The organism is Providencia sp. PROV119, assembly GCF_028482435.1.
GTDB lineage: Bacteria > Pseudomonadota > Gammaproteobacteria > Enterobacterales > Enterobacteriaceae > Providencia > Providencia stuartii.
In genome coordinates, this window is record NZ_JAMPQL010000003.1 from 307,592 (window position 1) to 330,775 (window position 23,184).

21 protein-coding genes, 1 pseudogene and 1 other annotated feature are annotated in these 23,184 nt (G+C 41.6%); of the genes and pseudogenes, 11 read left to right on the forward strand and 11 right to left on the reverse strand.

Annotation, left to right across the window (positions count from 1 at the left end; translation table 11 throughout):
- Nucleotides 1–38 precede the first annotated feature (38 nt).
- From oppA to oppF, 5 genes are all read left to right on the forward strand, one after another.
- Nucleotides 39–1,679, forward strand: coding sequence for an oligopeptide ABC transporter substrate-binding protein OppA (gene oppA, locus PSF11_RS06095; protein WP_014656063.1), 1,641 nt, complete (start codon nucleotides 39–41; stop codon nucleotides 1,677–1,679).
- 78 nt (nucleotides 1,680–1,757) lie between these two features.
- Nucleotides 1,758–2,678 carry an oligopeptide ABC transporter permease OppB gene (oppB, locus tag PSF11_RS06100; protein ID WP_004920256.1) on the forward strand — a complete coding sequence of 307 codons (921 nt, stop codon included), beginning with the start codon at nucleotides 1,758–1,760 and terminating at the stop codon, nucleotides 2,676–2,678.
- A 15-nt stretch (nucleotides 2,679–2,693) separates the two neighbouring features.
- Nucleotides 2,694–3,602 (forward strand): oligopeptide ABC transporter permease OppC, encoded by a 909-nt coding sequence (gene oppC / locus PSF11_RS06105; protein ID WP_014656062.1) that lies wholly within the window; start codon nucleotides 2,694–2,696, stop codon nucleotides 3,600–3,602.
- An 11-nt stretch (nucleotides 3,603–3,613) separates the two neighbouring features.
- On the forward strand, nucleotides 3,614–4,603 hold the full coding sequence (locus tag PSF11_RS06110) for an ABC transporter ATP-binding protein (RefSeq protein ID WP_004920252.1): 990 nt from the start codon (nucleotides 3,614–3,616) through the stop codon (nucleotides 4,601–4,603).
- Nucleotides 4,600–5,601 (forward strand): murein tripeptide/oligopeptide ABC transporter ATP binding protein OppF, encoded by a 1,002-nt coding sequence (gene oppF / locus PSF11_RS06115; protein WP_004920250.1) that lies wholly within the window; start codon nucleotides 4,600–4,602, stop codon nucleotides 5,599–5,601. The genes PSF11_RS06110 and oppF overlap by 4 nt, the downstream gene beginning before the upstream one ends.
- 196 nt (nucleotides 5,602–5,797) lie before the next feature.
- On the opposite strand, the gene PSF11_RS06120 is transcribed toward oppF, so the two are convergent.
- Both PSF11_RS06120 and cls read right to left on the reverse strand, forming a co-directional pair.
- The gene (locus PSF11_RS06120; RefSeq protein WP_004920246.1) at nucleotides 5,798–6,130 is read right to left on the reverse strand and encodes an HI1450 family dsDNA-mimic protein; all 333 of its coding nucleotides are present in this window, start codon (nucleotides 6,128–6,130) and stop codon (nucleotides 5,798–5,800) included.
- A 21-nt stretch (nucleotides 6,131–6,151) separates the two neighbouring features.
- Complete coding sequence (gene cls, locus PSF11_RS06125) at nucleotides 6,152–7,612, reverse strand: cardiolipin synthase (protein WP_004920244.1); 1,461 nt, start codon at nucleotides 7,610–7,612, stop codon at nucleotides 6,152–6,154.
- Nucleotides 7,613–7,928: 316 nt separating this feature from the next.
- Between cls and PSF11_RS06130 the strand changes: the two genes are divergently transcribed.
- Nucleotides 7,929–8,102 carry a YciY family protein gene (locus PSF11_RS06130; protein WP_004920240.1) on the forward strand — a complete coding sequence of 58 codons (174 nt, stop codon included), beginning with the start codon at nucleotides 7,929–7,931 and terminating at the stop codon, nucleotides 8,100–8,102.
- A 125-nt stretch (nucleotides 8,103–8,227) separates the two neighbouring features.
- Nucleotides 8,228–8,965, forward strand: a complete 738-nt coding sequence (locus tag PSF11_RS06135) for a TonB family protein (RefSeq protein ID WP_004920238.1) — start codon at nucleotides 8,228–8,230, stop codon at nucleotides 8,963–8,965.
- Between the two features lie 89 nt (nucleotides 8,966–9,054).
- Here PSF11_RS06135 and yciA read toward each other — a convergent pair whose 3' ends face one another.
- Nucleotides 9,055–9,471: an acyl-CoA thioester hydrolase YciA gene (gene yciA / locus PSF11_RS06140; protein ID WP_004920237.1), complete on the reverse strand. Its 417-nt coding sequence runs from the start codon at nucleotides 9,469–9,471 to the stop codon at nucleotides 9,055–9,057.
- Between the two features lie 288 nt (nucleotides 9,472–9,759).
- Here yciA and PSF11_RS06145 point away from each other — a divergent pair, with 288 nt between their 5' ends.
- Entirely contained in the window at nucleotides 9,760–9,954 is a 195-nt protein-coding gene (locus PSF11_RS06145; protein ID WP_004920230.1) for a YqaE/Pmp3 family membrane protein, read from the forward strand.
- Between the two features lie 43 nt (nucleotides 9,955–9,997).
- On the opposite strand, the gene PSF11_RS06150 is transcribed toward PSF11_RS06145, so the two are convergent.
- Entirely contained in the window at nucleotides 9,998–10,573 is a 576-nt protein-coding gene (locus PSF11_RS06150) for a septation protein A (RefSeq protein WP_060561050.1), read from the reverse strand.
- A 228-nt stretch (nucleotides 10,574–10,801) separates the two neighbouring features.
- On the opposite strand from PSF11_RS06150, the gene PSF11_RS06155 reads away from it, so the two are divergent.
- Entirely contained in the window at nucleotides 10,802–12,523 is a 1,722-nt protein-coding gene (locus PSF11_RS06155; RefSeq protein WP_072502290.1) for a SulP family inorganic anion transporter, read from the forward strand.
- A 72-nt stretch (nucleotides 12,524–12,595) separates the two neighbouring features.
- On the opposite strand, the gene PSF11_RS06160 is transcribed toward PSF11_RS06155, so the two are convergent.
- A complete protein-coding gene (locus PSF11_RS06160; protein ID WP_072502289.1) occupies nucleotides 12,596–13,348 on the reverse strand; it encodes a YciC family protein in 753 nt (250 codons plus the stop codon).
- Between the two features lie 415 nt (nucleotides 13,349–13,763).
- Here PSF11_RS06160 and ompW point away from each other — a divergent pair, with 415 nt between their 5' ends.
- Nucleotides 13,764–14,402: an outer membrane protein OmpW gene (ompW, locus tag PSF11_RS06165; protein WP_014656056.1), complete on the forward strand. Its 639-nt coding sequence runs from the start codon at nucleotides 13,764–13,766 to the stop codon at nucleotides 14,400–14,402.
- 320 nt (nucleotides 14,403–14,722) lie between these two features.
- Here the strand turns inward: ompW and PSF11_RS06170 are convergent, their stop codons facing one another.
- The 6 genes and pseudogenes from PSF11_RS06170 to PSF11_RS06195 form a co-directional block, all read right to left on the reverse strand.
- Nucleotides 14,723–15,037: a BON domain-containing protein gene (locus PSF11_RS06170; RefSeq protein WP_004920212.1), complete on the reverse strand. Its 315-nt coding sequence runs from the start codon at nucleotides 15,035–15,037 to the stop codon at nucleotides 14,723–14,725.
- Between the two features lie 227 nt (nucleotides 15,038–15,264).
- Nucleotides 15,265–16,071 (reverse strand): tryptophan synthase subunit alpha, encoded by an 807-nt coding sequence (trpA, locus tag PSF11_RS06175; RefSeq protein WP_014656055.1) that lies wholly within the window; start codon nucleotides 16,069–16,071, stop codon nucleotides 15,265–15,267.
- The gene (gene trpB, locus PSF11_RS06180; RefSeq protein ID WP_014656054.1) at nucleotides 16,071–17,261 is read right to left on the reverse strand and encodes a tryptophan synthase subunit beta; all 1,191 of its coding nucleotides are present in this window, start codon (nucleotides 17,259–17,261) and stop codon (nucleotides 16,071–16,073) included. Before trpB ends, trpA begins: the two co-directional genes overlap by 1 nt.
- An 80-nt stretch (nucleotides 17,262–17,341) precedes the next feature.
- Nucleotides 17,342–18,703: a bifunctional indole-3-glycerol-phosphate synthase TrpC/phosphoribosylanthranilate isomerase TrpF gene (gene trpCF, locus PSF11_RS06185; protein ID WP_072502288.1), complete on the reverse strand. Its 1,362-nt coding sequence runs from the start codon at nucleotides 18,701–18,703 to the stop codon at nucleotides 17,342–17,344.
- Nucleotides 18,704–18,705: 2 nt separating this feature from the next.
- Nucleotides 18,706–20,335: pseudogene (gene trpD, locus PSF11_RS06190) on the reverse strand (bifunctional anthranilate synthase glutamate amidotransferase component TrpG/anthranilate phosphoribosyltransferase TrpD).
- Nucleotides 20,335–21,909, reverse strand: a complete 1,575-nt coding sequence (locus tag PSF11_RS06195; protein ID WP_036940367.1) for an anthranilate synthase component 1 — start codon at nucleotides 21,907–21,909, stop codon at nucleotides 20,335–20,337. Before PSF11_RS06195 ends, trpD begins: the two are co-directional and overlap by 1 nt.
- 27 nt (nucleotides 21,910–21,936) lie before the next feature.
- Nucleotides 21,937–22,037 (reverse strand) — a sequence feature (Trp leader region).
- A gap of 168 nt (nucleotides 22,038–22,205) precedes the next feature.
- Here PSF11_RS06195 and rnm point away from each other — a divergent pair.
- Nucleotides 22,206–23,078, forward strand: coding sequence for an RNase RNM (gene rnm, locus PSF11_RS06200; RefSeq protein ID WP_060561048.1), 873 nt, complete (start codon nucleotides 22,206–22,208; stop codon nucleotides 23,076–23,078).
- Nucleotides 23,079–23,184 lie beyond the last annotated feature (106 nt).

Here is a 23,184-nt window from a genome sequence, read left to right on the forward strand (position 1 = left end):
ATGTCACCATAATATATGGTATGGGAGTAACGGATAAAATGAGTAAACACATTCATAAAACCATGATTGCTTTAGGTGTTGCCGCTGGATTGATGACAGGGGGGATAGCGAGCAGCTTTGCCGCTACAGTGCCTGCTGGTGTTGAACTTGCAGAAAAACAAACGTTAGTCCGTAATAATGGCTCTGAACCTCAATCCCTAGATCCACATAAAATTGAAGGTGTTCCTGAATCGGCTTTAGCGCGTGATCTCTTTGAAGGTTTAACGGTCGTAGGTCCTAATGGTGAAATCTTACCTGGCTCAGCTGTAAGTTGGGAAAATAAAGATTTTAAAGAGTGGACGTTTAAAATTCGTGAAGGGGCTAAATGGTCAAACGGTGACCCTGTAACAGCACAAGACTTCGTTTATAGTTTCCAACGTATCGTTGACCCTGATACCGCTTCTCCTTATGCGAGCTATCTACAATATGCACACATTAAGAATGTCGATGACATTATTACCGGAAAGAAAAAACCCGAAGAGCTGGGTGTTAAAGCATTGGATGATCATACTCTTGTGCTGGAGTTAAGTGAGGCGGTTCCTTATATCCCCAAATTGATGATCCACTCATCAATGTCACCGGTTAATAAAAAAGTGGTTGAGAAATATGGCGCTAAATGGACGCAACCACAAAACTTTGTAGGCAATGGTGCTTATAAACTAAAAGATTGGACCGTTAACGAACGTATCGTTCTTGAGCGTAGTCCAACATATTGGGATAACGCTAATACCATTATCGATCAAGTGACCTACCTGCCGATTTCTTCAGAGGTGACTGACGTTAACCGCTACCGCAGCGGTGAAATTGATATGACCTATAGCAATTTACCAATTGAGCAATTTAAGAGCCTACAAAAAAGCATGCCTAATGAGTTACGCGTGAACCCATATCTGTGCATTTATTACTACGAAATTAATAACGAAAAACCGCCATTTAATGACCCTCGAGTCAGAGAGGCATTGAAGCTATCAATGGATAGGGATGTGATCACCTATAAAGTGAAGGCTCAAGGGGATATTCCGGCATATGGTTTCACACCGCCATTTACCAGTGGCATGAAAACTGAAAAACCGGATTGGTATACCAACATGACGCAAGAGCAACGCAATGAAAAAGCGAAACAGCTACTTGAAGAGGCTGGTTATAATAAATCAAATCCGTTGAAATTTAACCTGCTGTATAACACCTCCGATTTACATAAACGTATTGCCATTGCTGCATCATCAATGTGGAAGAAAAATATCGGCGCAGAAGTGAAATTGGAAAACCAAGAGTGGAAAACCTTCTTAGATAGCCGACACCAAGGTGCTTATGATGTCGCACGTGCAGGATGGTGTGCTGACTATAATGAACCGTCTTCCTTCCTCAATATGTTACTGTCTAATAGTAGTAATAATACGGTTCACTATAAGAACAAAGAATTTGATGCGGTGATGAAGCAGACTTTGCAAGTGAAAACAGATGAAGAACGTTCTGATTTGTACAATAAAGCAGAAAAAATCCTAGATAAAGACTCCGCTGTTGTGCCTCTTTATTACTATGTTAATACTCGTTTAGTTAAGCCGTATGTAGGTGGGTATACAGGAAAAGACCCGCTAGACAACCTGCATACAAAAGACCTTTATATTATCAAGCACTAACAATAATAATCCGGCTCTTCGGAGCCGGATAACAATATGATTATTGGTCCGACTAAGCAACGGAAGTAGGAAAGGGCAATGTTAAAATTTATTTTACGGCGTTTACTTGAAGCGATCCCGACACTTTTTATTCTTATTACAATTTCATTTTTTATGATGCGTTTAGCACCAGGCAGCCCTTTTACGGGGGAACGTAAATTACCACCTGAAGTTATGGCAAATATTGAAGCGAAATACCATCTGAATGACCCTATGTATAAACAGTATTTCAGCTATTTAGTTCAATTATCTAAAGGTGACTTTGGTCCATCATTTAAATATAAAGACTACAGCGTTAACGACTTAGTGGCAAAAGCCTTCCCAGTGTCTGCGAAATTAGGTGCAACTGCTTTTATCGTCGCCGTCTTCTTTGGTGTGACAGCGGGGGTTATTGCCGCATTGAATCAAAATAGCAAATGGGATTTTACAGTCATGGGGTTCGCCATGACGGGGGTTGTCATCCCAAGCTTTGTTGTGGCACCGTTATTGGTGCTGATATTCGCCATTCATTTGAAATGGCTCCCCGGTGGTGGCTGGGATGGTGGTAACCTCAAACATATGATTTTGCCGATGGTGGCATTATCACTAGCTTATATTGCAAGCATTTCGCGTATTACGCGTGGCTCCATGATTGAAATCATGCACTCCAACTTTATTCGTACAGCACGCGCAAAAGGCTTACCACTGCGTACGATCATTTTACGACATGCCTTAAAACCAGCATTACTCCCTGTGCTTTCTTATATGGGGCCTGCTTTTGTGGGGATTATTACGGGTTCGATGGTTATTGAAACTATCTTTGGTTTACCAGGTATAGGGCAATTGTTTGTTAATGGCGCGTTGAACCGTGATTACTCTTTGGTGCTTAGCCTAACAATCTTAGTTGGCGTATTAACGATTACTTTTAACGCTATTGTCGATGTGCTGTATGCCGTTATCGACCCGAAAATTCGCTATTAGTCCGGAGAGAACGCTATGTTATTAAATCAAAAAAATAGTGAAGCTCTGGAAAAGCTTTCTGAGCAATTAGATATTGAAGGGCGCAGTTTATGGCAGGATGCACGACGTCGGTTTATGCATAACCGAGCGGCAATTTTTAGCCTCTTTATCCTATTTTTGATCACCTTATTTGTCATCTTTGCCCCCATGTTATCTCCCTTTTTATATGATGATACTGATTGGGAAATGATGTCGATGCCTCCTGATTTGGCAAGTGGTCACTATTTTGGCACCGACGCCTCTGGCCGTGATCTTTTGGTGAGGGTAGCGATTGGTGGACGAATTTCTCTGATGGTAGGGGTGGCTGCTGCATTGGTTGCTGTGGTTGTTGGTACCTTATATGGCTCTATTGCAGGTTATGTTGGCGGGAAAGTGGACTCCATCATGATGCGTTTGTTGGAGATCTTAAACTCATTTCCATTTATGTTTTTTGTGATCTTGTTGGTAACACTCTTCGGTACAAATATCTTATTGATATTTGTTGCGATAGGGATGGTTTCTTGGCTGGATATGGCGCGTATCGTTCGTGGGCAAACTTTAGGACTGAAACGCAAAGAGTTTATTGAGGCTGCTTTAGTTTGTGGGGTGAGTACTCGCCATATTATTTTGCGCCATATCGTTCCTAATGTATTAGGTGTGGTTGTGGTGTATGCGTCATTACTGGTGCCAAGTATGATCCTATTTGAATCATTTTTAAGCTTTCTAGGGTTAGGGACACAAGAGCCGCTTAGTAGCTGGGGGGCGTTATTGAGTGATGGGGCAAACTCAATGGAAGTGACGCCATGGCTATTACTGATACCCGCGGGTTTTCTAGTAGTAACTCTGTTTTGTTTTAACTTTATCGGCGATGGTTTACGTGATGCCCTCGACCCGAAAGACCGTTAGAGGGAGCTATTATGTCTAATATTCAATCATCTAACCCTCTCTTGAGTGTAAAAGATCTCAATGTGACCTTTTCAACTCCTGATGGTGATGTCACCGCAGTCAACAAGTTGAATTTTGAACTACGTGCTGGCGAAACACTGGGTATTGTCGGTGAGTCAGGCTCAGGAAAATCACAAACAGCATTTGCATTAATGGGGCTGTTAGCGCGTAACGGCAAAATAGGTGGCTCAGCGATATTTAACGGACGTGAAATTTTAAATTTAAAAGAAAAAGCGTTAAATAAGATGCGTGCGGAAGAAATCTCTATCATCTTCCAAGACCCGATGACCTCTCTCAATCCATATTTAAAGATTGGCACACAATTATCTGAAGTGTTAATGCTACATAAAGGGATGAGTAAGCAAGAGGCATTTGAGGAATCTGTTCGCATGTTAGATGCCGTTAAAATGCCAGAAGCACGTAAACGAATGAATATGTATCCCCATGAGTTTTCTGGGGGGATGCGTCAACGGGTTATGATTGCGATGGCGTTATTGTGTCAGCCTAAGTTATTGATTGCCGATGAGCCGACAACCGCGTTAGATGTCACGGTTCAAGCACAAATCATGACTCTGTTAAATGAACTGAAAAAAGAGTTTGATACCGCTATTATCTTGATCACCCATGATTTAGGGGTCGTCGCTGGCGTGTGTGACAAAGTGTTAGTGATGTATGCGGGGCGCACTATGGAGTATGGCTCAGCCCGAGATATTTTCTATCAACCCTCTCATCCTTATTCATTAGGGCTACTTGCCGCAGTGCCGCGTTTGGATGGCGATGATGAAAGCCTAGCGACCATAGCGGGTAACCCTCCTAACTTATTGCGCTTACCAAAAGGCTGCCCATTCTCGCCACGTTGCCAATATGCGAATGCACAATGTATTGAACAAGAGCCTGAGCTGAATGCATTTTCAGCGGGTCGATTAAGAGCTTGCTTTAAGCCGGTGGAGGAGCTGGTATGACACAACATGAAAATAGGCCAGTTTTGCTCGAGGTCAATGATTTAAAAGTGCATTTCTCTATTCGAGATAAAAAACAGTGGTTCTGGCAGCCTGATAAAAGCTTAAAAGCTGTTGATGGCGTGACGTTACGTCTGTATGAAGGCGAAACATTAGGTGTTGTTGGGGAGTCAGGGTGCGGGAAATCAACTTTCGCACGTGCCATTATTGGCTTAGTAAAATCGACAGGCGGCTCTGTGAGCTGGCTGGGGAATAATTTATTAGGATTAAATGAAAAACAGTGGCGGGATATACGTAGCGATATTCAAATGATTTTCCAAGATCCTTTGGCATCGCTGAACCCTCGCATGACGATAGGCGACATTATTGCCGAGCCACTGAAAACGTATAATCCAAAAATGCCGCAATCTGAAGTGATCGAAAAGGTCAGAAAAATGATGATGCGGGTAGGGTTATTACCTAATCTGATTAACCGTTATCCCCATGAATTTTCAGGGGGGCAGTGCCAGCGTATTGGGATAGCAAGGGCATTGATCCTTGAGCCTAAACTGGTCATTTGTGATGAGCCTGTTTCTGCACTTGATGTCTCTATTCAAGCGCAAGTCGTTAACTTATTACAAGAGCTTCAAAGGGAAATGGGCCTATCCTTAATATTTATTGCCCATGACCTCGCGGTCGTCAAACATATCTCTGACCGTGTATTAGTGATGTATTTGGGAAATGCCGTTGAATTAGGCACCTATGATGAAGTGTATAACAATCCACTTCATCCTTATACCAAAGCACTAATGTCTGCGGTACCCGTTCCTGATCCTGACAAGGAAAAAAATAAAACCATTGAATTACTTGAAGGGGAACTGCCGTCACCCATTAATCCGCCTTCAGGTTGTGTATTTAGAACTCGCTGTCCACTTGCTGATGAAGGCTGTGCTAAAACAAAACCTTTATTAGAAGGGAGCTTTAAACATGCGGTATCTTGTTTAAAAGTCGATCCACTATAACGGATTTGTATGCCTAGTTAGAATGCCAGTTAGTGATGCTGACTGGCATTTTTCTTGGGATCATTTATTGATATTGACCATAAAAATCGCGCCCTAACTCAAAGGCTAGGGCGCGGTTAGCGAATTTAAATTCACGATTACTTTTAATAGCATAATAGCAGGTTGCTATATCTTCATTGCGGCATGTTTAACGAAACTAGCGCTTCCATAAAATATGGTGAAAAGGTTGGGCTGGATGGCGGCTAATTAAAATGCGGGCAAAAATGTCAGCAATTTCATCGTCATCGGATTGCGCCAACCCAATAATCACTTCACTCAATGTATCTAAATCAAAATCAGGCTGAATAACATCCTGCCAATGTTGGCTGAGAGGAACAATTTCAGCCGCGCCACACTCTTCAAATTGCAATGCAAAAATAACCTGATCGGCTGGCTCTAAATTATCCATTGCTTGCTCAAGGAACAGGTCATAGGCTATCTCAATGATTTCATCTTCATCAATAAGTTTAATGGATTGTGGCTTAGTCATGACAGTTCCTAAAATAAAAAATTACAATAACGGGCTAAAGAAATAGCATAAACGTTCAACAACTCGGTTCCAGAAAGGCCGTTGCTCCCACTCTTCTATCTCAAGGCGTGTGGAACGTGCGATATAATCATATTGAACAAGAGTAAGGTCACTACCAAAGTTTTTATCATCAATCACAACAGTTATTTCAAAATTCAGCCATAAGCTTCGCATATCTAAGTTAACTGAACCAACGAGGCTTAGTTCACCATCGACCAGAACGCTCTTAGTGTGTAGCAGGCCATCTTCAAATTGATAAATTTTCACGCCAGCTTCAAGTAGTTCAGTATAAAACGAACGGCTTGCCCAGCGCACGAGAAATGAATCATTTTGCCTTGGCATAACAATACTGACATCAACTCCGCGCATGGCAGCAGTACAAATCGCGTGCAATAGATCATCACTCGGCACGAAATAAGGGGTCGTCATGATAAGCTGTTTGCGGGCAGAGAAAATAGCCGTCATCAGTGATTGTTGGATCAACTCATCAGGGAACCCTGGCCCAGATGCAATCATTTGAGTGGTGTGACCGTTAGCTTGCTCAAATGGCATAATATTCGTGTCTGGGGGTGGTGGCAAAATACGTTGCCCCGTTTCCATTTCCCAGTCAAAGGCGTAGACAATACCTAATGTCGTGCTGACAGGGCCTTCCATACGCACAAGGATATCCACCCATTCACCGACCCCTGCATCCTGTTTAAAGTAGCGAGGGTCAACCATATTCATACTTCCAGTATATGAAATATAATTATCAATCACGATAATTTTGCGGTGCTGACGCAAGTCCATGCGGCGTAAGAAAAAACGCATTAAATTGACTTTTAAGGATTCGATAAACTCAATACCTGCCGCACGCATTTTATCGGGGTAATCGCTACGGAAGAAATGCCAGCTACCCGCCGAGTCAACCATAATACGGCATTTGACACCTCGCTTAGCGGCATTGAGTAGGGCTTCAGTGACACCATCAACCAATCCCCCGGGTTGCCAGATATAAAATACCATCTCGATTGAGTGCTGTGCATTATTGATATCATTGACAATCGATTTTAATGACTCTTCACAAGTGGTCATCAATTGAATTCGATTGCCTTTAACGCCAGCAATACCTTGCCGTTTCTCACACAATTGAAACAGTGGCTCGGCAACAGGACTATTTTCAGTGGCAAAAATGTGTTTAGAGTGACGTAAATTCTCGAGCCAAGTTGCCACAGAGGGCCACATCTGTTGCGCTTTATCAACCCGCCGTTTACCTAAATGCAACTCACCGAAGGCAATATAAGCAATGATACCGACCAATGGCAGAATGTAGATGATCAGTAACCAGGTCATCGCTGAAGTGACAGGGCGTCGTTTAACAAGGATTCGAACGGTAATTGCTGCAATGACTAGCCAATAGACGAAAAATAATAACCAGCTCAATAGCGTATACACAGTTGCCATAATCGATTACATGCCTCACAAATTGGAGAGTGTAAAAATAGTCAAAAAATGAAACAGATTTGATAAAAAATAAAAATTGATGCTAACACTGATAGAATTTAGCAAACATTCATCGTAAAAGCTTTGCTAAATCTTATAGATTAATGGTGAAAAAACAATTAATTCTATTTATAAGTTCCCCTTTAGCATCATGAACATCGTTATTCGAACGGTTTTTTTATCAAATGACAGGTATTTCTTGGCTAGCGTGACCAAAGGTCTATAATATTTTGCCAATTTCATACGTAGTTAAACTCAGTAATAAAAGGATAGAAAAATGAGACGTAGTAGGCATGAAGTTGGTCGCTGGCGGATGTTGAGACAATCATTACGTCGCCGTCGTCGCTGGCTTGAAGGGCACTCAAGGCGCAATATGACTATTTACGCGATAAGAAAATTTGATATCTACAAACGCCGTCGCTCCTTGCTATTTACCCAGTGGAGTGAGTGAAAAGATTGAGGTCCGGTTTCACAATTTTCGCTTTGAGTGACAAACCTTATTGAATATGATTGCTATTTGCATTTAAACTATCAGTCATATTCTTAAGGTTTAAAGTCGTAGGGTAGAAAATTCTTATGCGTTGGATCCGTTGGCCTCTTATTATTATCATTTCATTGTCTATTCACGCAGGGCTTGCTATGGCATGGATTTTCAATCAACCGAAAATGCCCCCTGTGGTGGAGCCAATAACGGTTGCCATGGTCTCGTTTGAATCAGATGAACCAGCGGAGGTGCCTGCCGCTGAACCTCAACCTGCACCCGAACCGGAACCCGAGCCAGAACCTGAACCCGAGCCGATTGTTGAGCCTGAGCCTGTTGTAAAACCTGCGATCGCGCTAGAAAAGAAACCTGAAGTTAAGAAAAAACCAAAACCTAAGAAAGAAGAAAAGCGTGAAATCAAAAAGGATGTTAAACCTGTTGAGAAACAGTTAGCGAAAAATGATCTGAAACCGTTATCTAATCTTAACGCAGGGGCACCTAAATCGAATACCAACGTCATGGCGAATAACAAAGGGGCAACGAACAGTGCTCAATCGTCAGAGCGTCGTGGCCCTAAAGCGCTACGCAAGCAGGCACCTGCATACCCAGACCGCGCTCGTCGCTTAGGTAAAGATGGCTATGTTAAAGTACGTTATGACATCACTGAAGATGGCCGCGTTACGAATATTGAATTTGTAGAATCTTCACCTAAAGGTTTATTTGAACGTGATGTAAAACGCGCGATGAACCGTTGGGTTTTTGAAAAACTTCCAGCAAAAGGTTATGTCACAGAAATCTACTTTAAAATTGATGGTACGGTGAGCCAAGTTTAAAGCAATAATCAAAATAGACCCTAAATAAAACCCCCATAACAGAGAGTGTTGTGGGGGGGTTATCGTTAAGGGCGATAGATATGCAGGCGCTATTCAGTGCTTTCTAACTGAAAATGCTGTTTCTCTTTTGGCAGTTCACGAGGTGTATTATCATCATTAACGGCAACATAGGTAAAAACGGCATCGGTTGCACGATAACGATGGCCTACAGGCTCCGTTGCCACTTTTTTAACCCATACTTCAATATTAATGGTAATGGAGCTTTTGCCCGTTTTTAAGCAACGAGCGTAACAACATACCACATCACCTACGGCGACGGGCTTTTGAAATTTAATACCATTCACCGCCACAGTAACCACACGACCCAGCGCGATCTCTTTGGCTAATATCGCGCCACCTATATCCATTTGAGACATTAGCCAGCCGCCAAAAATATCCCCATTTGCATTTGTATCGGCAGGCATAGCTAAAGTACGTAGAACTAATTCCCCGTTTGGTAATTGCATATCAAACTCTTTATCAAAATATAAAACGATTCAAATTCGTTTTTTATCATAAACTAGATTCAGAGTATTCGTCACGATGAATCATGTTTCGACGACTTCATTGCTGCCAAAAACAGCAAAGGGGAGCTTTAATTGTTTATTATGCAGGGTAAACCATAAACATAATCAATGTAATAGACTAAAAAAATGCAAAGAAACTGCAAGAAGTGTTTTTTATATTTCATATTGAAAGTTGACTGTCTACAATGGCGATATCTTAGGTTTTTAAGTCTGTAGTGGAGAGGTGACATGAGATTGATATTGGCAATTTTGCTACCGTGGCTGCAATTTTTTACTATTGGTCGCCCATTTGCAGGTATTATTTGTCTGATCTTACAAATTACTTTAATCGGTTGGCTTCCAGCAGCGATTTGGTCAGTGTATGCATTATCGCAATACAATACAGATAAGAAAATCGAACAAGCATTAGGTAAAGGACGTTAAAGACAAAAAAACCTGCTTTTGCAGGTTTTTTTATTTAATACGTTTATTTTTCTTCTTTAGTTTGTTCTGTTGGCTGCTCTCTAGGCTCTTTGGACATATTTTTATAAATATAAATCACACTGAGCACAGTAAAAATCAGAGTGCCAGCGGTTAAACCGAATACCTTAAAATTCATCCAAACATCTAAAGGCAACCAAAATGCGATATAAACATTCAGCGCAGCACATGCAATAAAGAAAATCACCCATGCACTATTTAACTTGACCCAAATGTTGTCTGGCAGCCTAATTTCTTGATTATTGCCTAACATACGTTGAATTAATGGTTTTTCAGTAAACCATTGGCTAATCAATAATGCCAGTGCAAACAGTGCATAGATAATGGTCACCTTCCACTTTATAAAAGAATCCGTGTGGAAAATAAGAGTGAGAGAAGCAAAAATCATCACAATCAGACAGGTGATTTTGGCCACTTTTTCGACGTGCTTATAAATTAAATAAGTTGCGAGTAACGCAAGAGGCGTCGCTACTAATAGAGCACCACTGGCATAATAGATACCATAAATTTTATAGACAATAAAAAATATCACCAGAGGGATAAAATCAATAAGTTGTTTCATAACCGTGGTTACCGAGGCCTTGCATAAAAAATAATGGGGTAGTTTAACTGATTTTTGCGCTAATTGTTAAAAATTTGCTTCTTTTTACCAATAAACATGCTTTGTTACCAATCATATTTGCACTATTTTACTTTTATTTGAGATAAGTGATAGATAATCTTTAATATATCGGATATATATAGTATTTATAATAATTTAACTCATTAATTTTTAGAGAGTTTTCCGACAATGATAAAGGCGAGACTGTTTGTCTGGATGCCCGGCTTAGAAACGTTATTTAATTATCGTTTTGCTGATTTTGGTCCTGATATAAAAGCGGGGTTATCGGTTGCTGCAGTCGCTTTGCCTGTTGCAATTGCGTACGCCGAACTCATGGGAATAAACGCGATTATAGGGTTATATGCCTGTGTTTTTCCAATGATTATCTACGCATTATTTGGCACATCTAAACAGTTAATTATTGGTCCCGATGCGGCGACTTGTGCGGTAATCGCTGCGGCGGTCAGTCCTTTAGCTATGGGGGATGATGCGACGCGATGGCAATTGATAATTGTCATGAGTTTGATGACAGGGATTTGGTGTTTAATTGCCGCACGATTTAGGTTAGGAACTTTTGCTGATTTTTTATCACGACCTATTTTGCAAGGGTTATTAAATGGAGTCGCATTAACTATTATTGTCAGCCAGATAGGGAAAGTATTTGGTATTACTCAGTTACCGAGCGGTTTTATTGAACGTTTGGTGGCGTTTCCTACCGCGCTATTAGATAGTCATATTCCTACGTTACTGATGTCAGTTGCGACGCTCGCGGTTATCATTGTGATCAAAAAAGTACGTAATCTGTGGCCATCACTATTAATTGCAATGGTTTTGGCAACCTTGGTCAGTTATGTGTTTAATATTGAAAAATATGGTATCAGTATTGTAGGGGATTTAGGTGAGGGGTTACCTTTTATTCCAATGCCGCAGTTTGATCCTGGTTTAATGCGTGACCTGATCACTCCGTCACTTAACTTAGCCGTTATTAGCTTTGTTAGTTTTATGATGACGGCAAGAAGTTTTGCAAGTAAAAATGACTATTCTGTCGATGCCGATCAAGAGTTACGAGCATTGGGAATGGCAAATCTCGCCTCAGCGTTGTCACAAGGATTTGCTGTAAGTGCCGCCAGCAGCCGTACTGCCGTTAATGATATGATGGGAGGTAAAACCCAACTCGTCTCTATTGTTGCGGCGTTAGCTATTTTAATCGTACTTTTATTTTCGGTTGATCTATTAGAGTACATCCCAATGCCAGCGTTGGGAATGGTACTGGTTGTATCGACATGGTCACTACTTAGTTTTCGTAATATTTTATCGATGCGTAAACGTAATAAGCAAGCCTTTACACTGAGCATTTTTACGTTAGGTGCAGTGCTGGTGGCAGGGTTGATTAACGGCGTGGGATTGGCAGTTTTACTGGGGTTATTACAATTTATCAGGGTTATTTTCCGCCCAACAGACCAATTGTTAGGGGTCGATGACCAAGGAATGTTGCATTCGATTTCTAAAGATAATGGCGTTCAACCTGTTGAAGACGTGCTTATCTACCGGTTTAACTCTCCATTGACCTATTTTAACGTTAACTATTTTAAAGAGCGTTTAAATAAGCATTTGGATAACCAGCCTAAACGTCCTGCATGGGTGATTGTCGATGCTGCTGTTAGTTTCACTCATAATGATGTGAGTGTTTTTTCGGCCTTGAACGATATCGTGACTGGATTAAAGGCAAAAGGAGTGACGTTAGTACTCGCGGGGAGAAGAACATCAATCAACAGTTGGCTAGAGAAAAATAAAATTAGTCGCTCAGATGATGATCTGTTAGTCGTACCTGATATCTATTTTGCTATCCGTTTGATCCAAAGTAAGCAACAAAAACAGATAAAAGAGATGGAAGAACAAGTTACGCTCTAGTTTCGATTTAAAATGAAAAACTGCACCTAATAATAACTAGGTGCAGTTTTTTTATGGTGCCAGTGAACAACACTATTTGAGATTCACCAGCATATATAGGCGGAAAAAATAAAGCAGGACAAAGGCTGCAATCAGGTTATTGACAAAAAATGAAATCCCGTTAGATACGATATAATTCAGTTCAAACATATTAAAAAGTAAAGCGACCAGCATTTGTGATGCTAGCCAAATCATAATCATAGGTAAGATGATACGCCAATTTGCATAGGCTATTTTCCAGCTTTTACCTATTGCGCTAAATGGACTCACATTTTCGCTGATTAGCACGGCAGGGGCTAAGGAAAAGCCAATTGCAAGAAGAACCCCAGGAACGATAAACAAGTTAATCCCTATCTGCACAAGCAAAGAGCAAATGAGGACGAGTAAAAAAATAGAAGGGATTTTTGGCAATGATGAGGATAGGGCTTGCATAGCAGTAATATCTTCACCACGTGAAAGACGGTTGATATAGGATAAAACCCCACAAATTAATATGGTGCTACCTAAGATAGTGGGGAGGAGTGTACCAAAGAAAACATGGATGATCGCATTTTTTTCTTTATCTGTCATATTTTCCAACCAGTATTGGGCGCCCTGACTCCCTACTTCAGTGAGTTTTTTAAGAGATTCAAGATAAGTCACAAAAAGTTGTGGATCGGGTATCAATATAGCGTAAATAATAACGCTCACAACAGCTGCTAACAGCGCTATTGTGAATAGGCCACCTAACTGATTTTTGAAAAAATTCACACTATCATTGATGAGTGAGTTGGCCGAAATGGACATGTAACTGCTCCTATCTACAAACGGGATAAAATTTTAGCTGATTGTAACTGAGTATCTATCGCATAGGTAGAGAAAGATCAGAAAAGACTGGGGGTGAGCAAAAAAGGAGCAGTCAGCGTGAAGGCTGATTAGCAAAGGCGATTTCATTTATTTTTACTATCTTTATTAAGGGATATTTTAAATACAACTTTAAGTGGTGTATTAAATTTAAAAGCGAGGTAATCAATTCTTATTTTAAAGTATATATAACAAAAATTGATTTACATCAAAATCAAAAAAATTATAAATGGAATAATAAATTCAACTTAGTCAGATTAGGTTATCTTTATTAAAAGATGTGATCTTGATTTGAACATTAAATAAAATTAAACGGTATATTTAAACCAAAATAATAAACACAGGAATGGGATTAATAATGAAAAAACTCACTGCGCTTGTCTTAGCTGCCGCAACGCTTGCACCAGCTGCTTCATTTGCTCATGAAGCTGGCGATTTTATTTTCCGTGCAGGTACTGCAACTGTCCGTCCGAATGCAGGCTCTGATGATGTATTAGGTGGCCTAGGTCATTTTAATGCAAATAATAATACTCAATTAGGGCTGACATTCAGCTACATGGTTACCGATAATATCGGTGTGGAATTATTAGCTGCAACGCCATTCGAGCATAAAGTTAGTTTAGGTGAATTAGGCAATATTGCGACAGTTCATCATTTACCACCTACTTTGATGGCACAATATTATTTTGGTAGTAAAGAAGATAAATTACGCCCTTACTTAGGTGCAGGTATTAACTATACTTTCTTCTTTGATGAGAAATTTAATTCAGGGGCAAAACAGCTGGGCTTGAGTGACCTTGACCTGTCTAGCTCTTGGGGCTTTGCAGCGCAAGCCGGTATGGACTACATGCTGACTGAAAATTGGATGTTAAACGCCTCTCTTTGGTGGATGGATATTGATACGGATGTTAAATTTAAATTTAACGGCGCTCAACAAAAAGTTGATACTCGCCTTGACCCATTCGTATTTATGTTTGGCGTAGGTTACCGCTTCTAATCGAATTTGCAGGATGCATAATAGGCAGATGCCTAACTTGAAATGGAATGTAGTAGTAAATCCGAGAATATTTATTCTCGGATTTTTTTTGGATACAAATTAGGAATATTTTTTTAACTAAAAATGTAATTTATCTATTATACGATTTCATAGAAAATAATAACCTCTATTTTTTATAACGATAAAATAACAAAATACCAACAATTGTTAATGTATTAAAGTAACGTAATTATTATTTTTAGGAAATATGTAAGACATATTTCTGATATAAATATCAGCCCAATTTGAGCTGATATTTATAATGGTTGATTGATGATGTATTAGCGGATTTTCATTGAGTCAATGACAGATTGGACGCCTTTTACTTTTTTAGTGACCTCTATGGCTTTATTTGCATCTGCTTTAGAATCGACAAAGCCACTTAATTGCACGCGTCCTTTAAAGGTTTCAACACTAATCTGAGTTGATTTTAGGTTTTTCTCAGCCAGTAGGGCAGATTTTACTTTAGTCGTAATGACAGTATCATCAATGTAGCCACCAGTGCCTTCAGATTTATCGGTTGGTGCACAAGCAGCTAGCGTGAAAGCCATAAAGAAAGCGACAAGTAATGCACTAACAGATTTGAATAGTTTCATCCTTTATCTCCTAAGGTGTCAAACGCCAAAATACGTGATGGTTAAGTCATCCAACAAGATCTTATCAGCATAATAAACAATGATTACAATTAGTTTCTCGCTGATAATTTTAGTATCAGTAGAAAGTGGAAAAAATTCAACTTATAGACGTCCGTAATGGCAAATTAAAATCGTAAATAAAAAACGCCATACAGGATATGGCGTTTATCGAGGGTGGGGGTATCTCGCTATTTTTGTGTTGCTGCCTTCATTTTTGCCACGAACTGGGTAAGTTCTGCCAGCATAATATCAGGGCGATGAAGATTATTTTCGATAATTTTAACCACGGCAGAGCCTGAAATGGCACCAGCTGCGCCATTAGCGATTGCCTCGCTAACTTGAGATGGTTCAGAAATACCAAATCCTTGTAGTGGTGGTGCTGCCTGATACTCATTTAACCGACTAATTAAGTTAGTCAATGGTGTCTCAGCACGTTTTTCTGTTCCTGTCACTCCTGCTCTTGATAATAAGTAAGTATAGCCCTGGCTATATTCACCAATTTGCTTGAGTAATGGCTCATCAGCATTTGGCGGGCAAATAAAAATAGGCGCAATACCATGTGCTAAGGCAGACTCGCGAAAGGGCTTTGACTCACGCATAGGAACATCTGCGACCAATACTGAATCGACACCAGCTTGTTGACAACGTGAATAAAAGTTATCGATGCCATTACTAAAGACCAAATTGGCATAGACAAGTAAGCCAATGGGCATATCAGGGTGTTTCTGCCTTATCCGAGCCAAAAGTTCAAAGCACAATGTTGGGGTAATATCACTTTTAAACGCCCTTAAATTCGCATTTTGGATAGTAGGACCATCAGCGAGAGGATCGGAGAAAGGAATACCAATTTCTAATGCATCAGCGCCACCAGCAATTAGGGCATCTACAATTTTTAAGGATAGCTCAGCGTCAGGATCGCCTAATGTTACGAACGGAACGAAAGCACCTTGGTTAACGCGGTTCAAGCGTTCAAAAAGTTGAGTATAACGTTCCATTAGATTTCTCCCTTACTTTTTAAAATATCATGTACGGTAAAAATATCTTTATCGCCACGGCCAGAAAGGTTCACAATCAGTAATTGTTCTTTATTTGGCTCTTTTTCCGCGAGTTTTAGTGCATACGCTAATGCATGTGATGATTCTAATGCAGGGATGATACCTTCCTTACGTGATAGCAATTTAAAGGCCGCTAAGGCTTCATCATCGGTAATGGAAACATAATCCGCTCGCCCAATACTGTTTAAATGTGCATGCTGTGGTCCAACAGATGGGAAATCAAGCCCAGCGGAAATAGAGTAGGACTCTTCAATTTGCCCTTCATCCGTTTGCATCATCGGTGACTTCATACCAAAGTAGATGCCGACGCGACCATGCTTGAGTGGTGCACCGTGTTGGCCTGTTTCGATACCCAACCCCGCAGGTTCCACACCGATAAGGCGCACATTTTCTTCAGGAATAAATGATGCAAAGAGGCCAATTGCATTTGAGCCGCCACCAATACAAGCGATCACGGCGTCAGGCAGTCTTCCTTCTTTTTCGAGTACCTGTTGTTTTGCTTCATCGCCAATCATACGCTGAAAATCACGGACAATGGTTGGATATGGATGTGGGCCTGCCGCTGTTCCTAGCAAGTAATGCGCCTTATCATAACTGCCAGACCAATCTCTAAGCGCTTCATTACAAGCATCTTTTAAGGTGGCTGAGCCACTGTGTACAGGGATCACTTCCGCACCCATTAGCTTCATACGGAAAACATTAGGTGATTGGCGCTCAACATCTTTTGCCCCCATATAAATACGGCACTTCATATTAAGCAAAGCACACGCTAGAGCGGTTGCGACGCCATGTTGACCTGCACCCGTTTCAGCAATAATTTCTGTTTTACCCATTCGCTTAGCTAATAATGCTTGGCCTAATACTTGGTTAGTTTTATGTGCGCCACCATGAAGTAGATCTTCACGTTTTAGATATAGTTTCGTTTTAGTGCCTTCGGTTAAATTCCTACAGAGTGTTAATGCAGTAGGGCGACCGGCATAATTTTTAAGGAGATCATGAAATTCTTTAATAAATGTCGGATCGTTTTGAGCCTCAATAAAGGCATCTTCCAGTTGGTTAAGGGCTGGAATTAAAATCTCAGGAACATATTGTCCACCGAATTCACCAAAGTAGGGGTCTAATTTACTCATATTATTATTCGTCTCTTGATGTCATGCTATTCATATTCAATTTCAGTTCTTAGTCACTATTGCGCTACTTTTCTTGATGATTAGAGTGCTAATGAACTGAAAACTTGATTCAGTTTTTTCTCGCTTTTGATGCCCGGTTCAGTTTCAACGCCTGAGTTAAAATCCAATCCATTGCATAATAGTGTCGCAGCCTGACGGCAATTGTCGGCATTTAAGCCTCCTGCAACCATCACGCGAAATTGGCTGCTATTTGGGATCTTGCTCCAATCGAAAGTTTGACCACTGCCGCCACGACCATTATCAAGTAGCAGCAAATCAATCGGTTGCCCATCAAACTGGCTGAAATCAGGTTGTGACATATTGACGGCTTTCCAGATTTCACAATGCTCAGGTAAATGGCTACGTAGATTTTTCACATAATCGGCATCTTCATAACCATGGAGCTGCACTGCTGATAAAGCCAGCTGTTCGACCATATGGGCAACAAAATCAGCAGATTGGTCACGGAAAACACCAACATATTGTAGTGGAGCGGCATGTATTATCTGCCTTGCTTGTGACAGGGTCACTTTTCGCGGGGAGTTTTCAGCAAAAATTAAGCCGCCGTAAGTTGCTCCCGCAGCAAGGGCGGCTTGCGCATCTTGGCTTCGGGTTAGGCCACAAACTTTATGTTCCCCAATTAATAATTTTTGCAATCCTTTGTTAAGATCGGCTTGCTCCATTAAAGCACTACCAATCAGAAAACCGTTGGCAAACTGGCTCAAAGATTGAATGTGCTGGTGGCGGTGAATGCCGGATTCACTAATAATAATGGTGCCTTCTGGCAGACGCGGTGCCAATTCGCGGGTACGATTGAGGTCGATTGATAAATCGCGGAGGTCACGATTATTAATGCCAACAACACGCGCTTTTAGTTTTATGGCGCGCTCTAACTCTTCTTCGTTACTCACCTCAGTCAGTACACCCATATTCAGTTGGTGTGCGACTTCTGCAAGTGCAATGTACTGCTCATCACTCACGACAGAGAGCATCAGTAAAATAGCATCGCCTTGATAATATCTCGCAAGGTAGATTTGGTATGGGTCAACAATGAAGTCTTTACACAAAACGGGTTGCTTAACCGTACGACTGACAGTGGTCAAATACGCCATATTCCCTTGAAAATACTTTTCATCGGTTAAGACGGAAATAGCTGACGCATAGGGTGCATAAATGTTCGCTATGACGGCAGGATCAAAATCTTCCCTAATTAGCCCTTTTGATGGTGATGCTTTTTTGCATTCCAGTATAAATACAGGGCGTTTTGCGGACAGTGCTTCATAAAAACGACGGCTCGATGGGAGCACTTTATCAATAAAGCTGTCTAAAGGTTGTTGTTGTTTACGCTCTTCCAGATAGATTAGCTTATCATCAACAATTTTTTGCAGTACGGTTGCTTTCATCTTTATTGGTTCCTTGAAGCGAGCGCAGTGACGCGATCAAATGCAGCACCACTACGAATAATATTTAGAGCGTGTTCACTATTGGCTTTTAGGTCTTCATAACCATTGATCCGCATTAGCATGGCGACATTGGCTGCAACGGCAGCTTCATGTGCAGGCTTTCCGTGACCCTGTAACAAATTACTTAGCAAAATTCGATTTTCATCTGGCGTTCCGCCTTCTAAATCAGATAGCTGATAAGCTTGCAACCCAAAATCGTCGGCATTGAGCTGATAGAAAGACAGAGCGCCTTGGTTCAATTCTGCAACTTGCGTGGTTGCATGAAGAGAAACTTCATCCATTCCACCACTGTGTACCACAGCTGCACGAGTAAAACCAAGCATTTGTAACGTTTTTGCTACAGGTTCAATTAATGACGCTTGATACACACCGATTAATGCAATAGGCGGTCGTGCAGGGTTAATTAATGGGCCTAACACATTGAATAACGTGCGTGTCTTTAATTGAGAGCGTACAGGAGCCGCATGACGGAAACCGCTGTGGTATTGAGGTGCGAATAAAAAGCAAACGCCTAATTCATCCAATGCGTCACGCGCACTTTGTGCACTTAAATCTAATGAAATACCAAAAGCAGCGAGTAGATCAGATGAGCCGGAACGACTAGAAACGCTACGGTTACCGTGTTTTGCGACTTTGATCCCCGCTTGAGCGGCAACAAAAGCACTCGCCGTTGAGATATTGATGCTATTGGCACCATCACCGCCAGTACCGACGATATCACTAAATGGGTAGTCAGGGCGTGGAAAAGGTTGCGCGTTTTCTAAGCACGCTAAAGCGGCTCCTGCGATCTCTTCGGGTTGTTCACCTCGCATTTTCATACTGACGAGCACTCCAGCCAATTGGGCTTCCGTTAATTCACCGCGAATAATGCCATTAAAGAGCTGTTGGCTTTCTTGTTGTGTTAATGCTTGTGCACGGAATAGTTTATCGAAAATAGTTTGCATAATAGAGTCTCTTCCCTGGTTAAAATGATGGTGTTGTTGTGCCAATCGATGCTGAAAGCGCCCATGCAACGGTTTGTTCCAGTAAAATAGCCCCTTGAGTTGTTAGGATAGATTCGGGGTGGAACTGAAAACCGCAAACACGATCACTGTCATTGCGAACAGCCATAACCATGCCGTTAGATTGTGCACAAATTGTCAGTTTTTCAGGGATTTGGCTGCCGACCAAAGAGTGATAACGCGCAACGGGAATTGGGTTATCGAGACCATCAAACATCGCTTGTTGGTCATGGGTGGCCATGGATGATTTACCATGCAAAATTTCTCCAGCAGAGGAAACATGCCCGCCATAGGCTTCAATAATCGCTTGATGCCCTAAGCAAATACCTATCACTGGTAATTTACCGATCACTTGTTGAAGGACCGCTGGCATGCAGCCCGCGTCACTTGGCTTCCCAGGTCCCGGTGATAACACCAGCAAAGGGGAATCCATGTTATTGAGGACAGATAGAATACGTTCTGCGCTGACGGTATTGCGATAAATGACCACTTGATGGCCCCCTGAGCGCAATTGGTCAACGAGGTTGTAAGTAAAGGAGTCAACATTGTCGAGTAATAGTATGTTAGCCATTAAAATAACTCCTCTGCTTGGTGTGCTTGGGCAATTGCGCGGATCACTGCGCGAGCTTTGTTACGTGTTTCATCGGCTTCGCCTTGCGGGGAGGAGTCTAAAACGACACCTCCGCCCGCTTGTACCGTAGCAATACCATTTTCCACATAGGCTGAGCGGATCACGATGCAAGTATCAAAATCCCCTTTACCAGTAAAATAGCCTACAGCGCCACCGTAAGAGCCTCTGCGCTCCTGCTCATATTCAGCAATTAATTGCATAGCGCGAACTTTGGGCGCTCCGGTCAGCGTGCCCATATTCATACACGCTTGGTATGCATGAAAGATATCGAGATCTCTGCGTAGTGTGCCAACCACCTGTGATACTAGATGCATAACAAATGAATAGCGGTCGACTTTTGTGAGGTTTGCAACATAGCGACTACCAGGCTCACAAATACGCGCTAAGTCATTACGGGCTAAGTCGACTAACATGAGGTGTTCAGCTAACTCTTTTTGGTCAGTACGCATGGAAAGTTCGATGCGGCTATCAAGATCTAAGTCAATCGCTCCCGAGGCATCACGACCACGAGGGCGAGTTCCTGCGATAGGGTAGATCTCAACTTTGCGGTCACTTGCACTGTATTTCAATGCGCTTTCAGGTGATGCGCCAAACAGTGAAAAGTCCTGATCTTGCATAAAAAACATGTAAGGACTCGGGTTTTGTGCCTTTAACTTTTGATAAGCAATTAATGGGTAAGGACAAGGCATTGAAAATTTCCGTGATGGCACGACTTGGAAAATATCACCACGATAAATGGCTTGTTTCATTGCATTGACTACCGCACCGTATTGCTGATCATTTTTGTTGGTTTCAACGTGAAATTGTTCCGTTTTCCCTAATGGAAGAGGCGATAAGAACGGACGGCATGCCGCTATCAGCTCGTTGTGACGTTGTGTGACCGTTTCTACATGGCTATCCACAGTCGAAAAAATAGCGCTCTTTAGGCGTGCCGCTTGATTTTGATGGTCGATCACTAAATAGTGTTCTGCGACAAAAAAACAGTAATCAGGGCAATTATTTATCGTTTTCACTTCAGGAAGTGATTCAAAACTGGCAATTAAATCATAGGCAAATAACCCACCGACAAATAGGTTTTCAGATTTTTGTGAAGTCGCTTGAGCCAATGTTGGCAATAAACGCAATACATCTAAGCATGATGCGCTTTTTAAGCGGCTGTCTTCGTCAAGATCACCATTCGGTTGGCTAAATGTCATCGTCAAATGTTGTGCTGACAGTTCATAATGTTGAGCTTTATCAGCTAGTTGTGTTGCGATGACTGGGAGTAATTGAGCACCATTTTCAGTCAATGCTTCAACGTCTACCCGTTGACCAAATGCACGAATGCGTAGCGCACTTTCGACAATCAATAGGCTTTGTAAATTGGCTTTGCTGTTGATCTCTGCGGACTCCAGTAACATAGTTGCTGGAATGTCGTGGCACAGGTGATGAAACAGCAATGTTGGATCTTGCTGATAGTTAATTGGACTATCCAGAAAACTAAAATGTGCTAATGTTGTGTTTTGGTTATTCATTTTATTGCCTTTTAACAGTTTTTAGACATAAAAAAACCCGCGGGTGAAGGCGGGTTAGGCACTTAGGCATATTTAATCTATGCGTGTGCGGCATCCGCCCAATTTGGGAAGTTGCGCCACCAACGATTTGATAGATTAAGAATATTCATACAGTGCCTCTCTGGATAATCACATTAATACGGGTCAGTAACTTGTCTCGTGTACTAGTAAACTGGATCGCGTGAGTTGTGTCAAGCGGTTTGTTATTTATATTTAGGAAAAATATCCAGAAACGGGAAAAAGGAGTGAAATAGGCTATGTCACAATTTTCGAGCCCATTAATGACCCGATATGATTTACATTGCCATACTCAGGCTTCTGACGGTGATTTGTCGCCCATTGAGGTTGTTGAGCGAGCAATTGAGATGGGGGTTAACGTACTTTCTATTACTGACCATGATACCTGTGAAGGTGTTATTGAGGCTCGTGAATACCTTTCACACGCACAACGCCCTTTAACCTTGATTAATGGCGTTGAAATTTCCACCTTATGGGAAAATATTGAAATTCATATTGTGGGATTAAATTTTTCACTTACAGCATCCGCAATGGTTGAGCTATTAGAGCGGCAATCGGTATTACGGGTCGAGCGCGGAAAGGAGATTGGCCGTCGCCTACAAAAAGCAGGTATAGCGGATGCATGGGAAAATGCGTTAGAAATAGCCCAAGGTGGACAAGTCACCAGAGCGCATTTTGCTCAGTATTTGGTAAAAACGGGGAAAGAGAAAACTATCAGTAACGTTTTTAAGCGTTATCTATCAAAGGGGAAAACGGGCTATGTTCCGGCAAAATGGTGCACCATTGATGAGGCCGTTAAGGTGATCCAGCAAGCTGGGGGCGTGGCTGTACTCGCGCATCCCTCGAAATATCAACTTTCGAATAAATGGCTGAAACGCTTGATAGCTTATTTTAAACAGTGTCAGGGGGATGCAATGGAAGTGTCTCATTGTCAGCAACCTGCCAATGAAAAGCAGTATCTAGATGAACTTGCACAATCCGCGAATTTAAAAACGTCAATGGGCTCCGATTTCCATCGTCCATGTTCGTGGATTGAACTTGGGCGTAACCTGTGGCTGCCTGATGATCAACGGGCGGTTTGGACATTATGGGACGAAGTAAAAACGACATAATGCGTTGATGTATAATAAATGCGGTGTAAAATATAACAGTGATACTTCAATTTGGGTTGAGTGTGCAGTGGGAGTGATATACCGAGCACGATGCTAGCCACATAGT

Coding starts and splice junctions, on each gene's coding strand:
- oppA (WP_014656063.1), top strand. CDS start 39: ATGAGTAAACACATTCATAAAACCATGATTGCTTTAGGTGTTGCCGCT.
- oppB (WP_004920256.1), top strand. CDS start 1,758: ATGTTAAAATTTATTTTACGGCGTTTACTTGAAGCGATCCCGACACTT.
- oppC (WP_014656062.1), top strand. CDS start 2,694: ATGTTATTAAATCAAAAAAATAGTGAAGCTCTGGAAAAGCTTTCTGAG.
- PSF11_RS06110 (WP_004920252.1), top strand. CDS start 3,614: ATGTCTAATATTCAATCATCTAACCCTCTCTTGAGTGTAAAAGATCTC.
- oppF (WP_004920250.1), top strand. CDS start 4,600: ATGACACAACATGAAAATAGGCCAGTTTTGCTCGAGGTCAATGATTTA.
- PSF11_RS06120 (WP_004920246.1), bottom strand. CDS start 6,130: ATGACTAAGCCACAATCCATTAAACTTATTGATGAAGATGAAATCATT.
- cls (WP_004920244.1), bottom strand. CDS start 7,612: ATGGCAACTGTGTATACGCTATTGAGCTGGTTATTATTTTTCGTCTAT.
- PSF11_RS06130 (WP_004920240.1), top strand. CDS start 7,929: ATGAGACGTAGTAGGCATGAAGTTGGTCGCTGGCGGATGTTGAGACAA.
- PSF11_RS06135 (WP_004920238.1), top strand. CDS start 8,228: ATGCGTTGGATCCGTTGGCCTCTTATTATTATCATTTCATTGTCTATT.
- yciA (WP_004920237.1), bottom strand. CDS start 9,471: ATGCAATTACCAAACGGGGAATTAGTTCTACGTACTTTAGCTATGCCT.
- PSF11_RS06145 (WP_004920230.1), top strand. CDS start 9,760: ATGAGATTGATATTGGCAATTTTGCTACCGTGGCTGCAATTTTTTACT.
- PSF11_RS06150 (WP_060561050.1), bottom strand. CDS start 10,573: ATGAAACAACTTATTGATTTTATCCCTCTGGTGATATTTTTTATTGTC.
- PSF11_RS06155 (WP_072502290.1), top strand. CDS start 10,802: ATGATAAAGGCGAGACTGTTTGTCTGGATGCCCGGCTTAGAAACGTTA.
- PSF11_RS06160 (WP_072502289.1), bottom strand. CDS start 13,348: ATGTCCATTTCGGCCAACTCACTCATCAATGATAGTGTGAATTTTTTC.
- ompW (WP_014656056.1), top strand. CDS start 13,764: ATGAAAAAACTCACTGCGCTTGTCTTAGCTGCCGCAACGCTTGCACCA.
- PSF11_RS06170 (WP_004920212.1), bottom strand. CDS start 15,037: ATGAAACTATTCAAATCTGTTAGTGCATTACTTGTCGCTTTCTTTATG.
- trpA (WP_014656055.1), bottom strand. CDS start 16,071: ATGGAACGTTATACTCAACTTTTTGAACGCTTGAACCGCGTTAACCAA.
- trpB (WP_014656054.1), bottom strand. CDS start 17,261: ATGAGTAAATTAGACCCCTACTTTGGTGAATTCGGTGGACAATATGTT.
- trpCF (WP_072502288.1), bottom strand. CDS start 18,703: ATGAAAGCAACCGTACTGCAAAAAATTGTTGATGATAAGCTAATCTAT.
- PSF11_RS06195 (WP_036940367.1), bottom strand. CDS start 21,909: ATGAATAACCAAAACACAACATTAGCACATTTTAGTTTTCTGGATAGT.
- rnm (WP_060561048.1), top strand. CDS start 22,206: ATGTCACAATTTTCGAGCCCATTAATGACCCGATATGATTTACATTGC.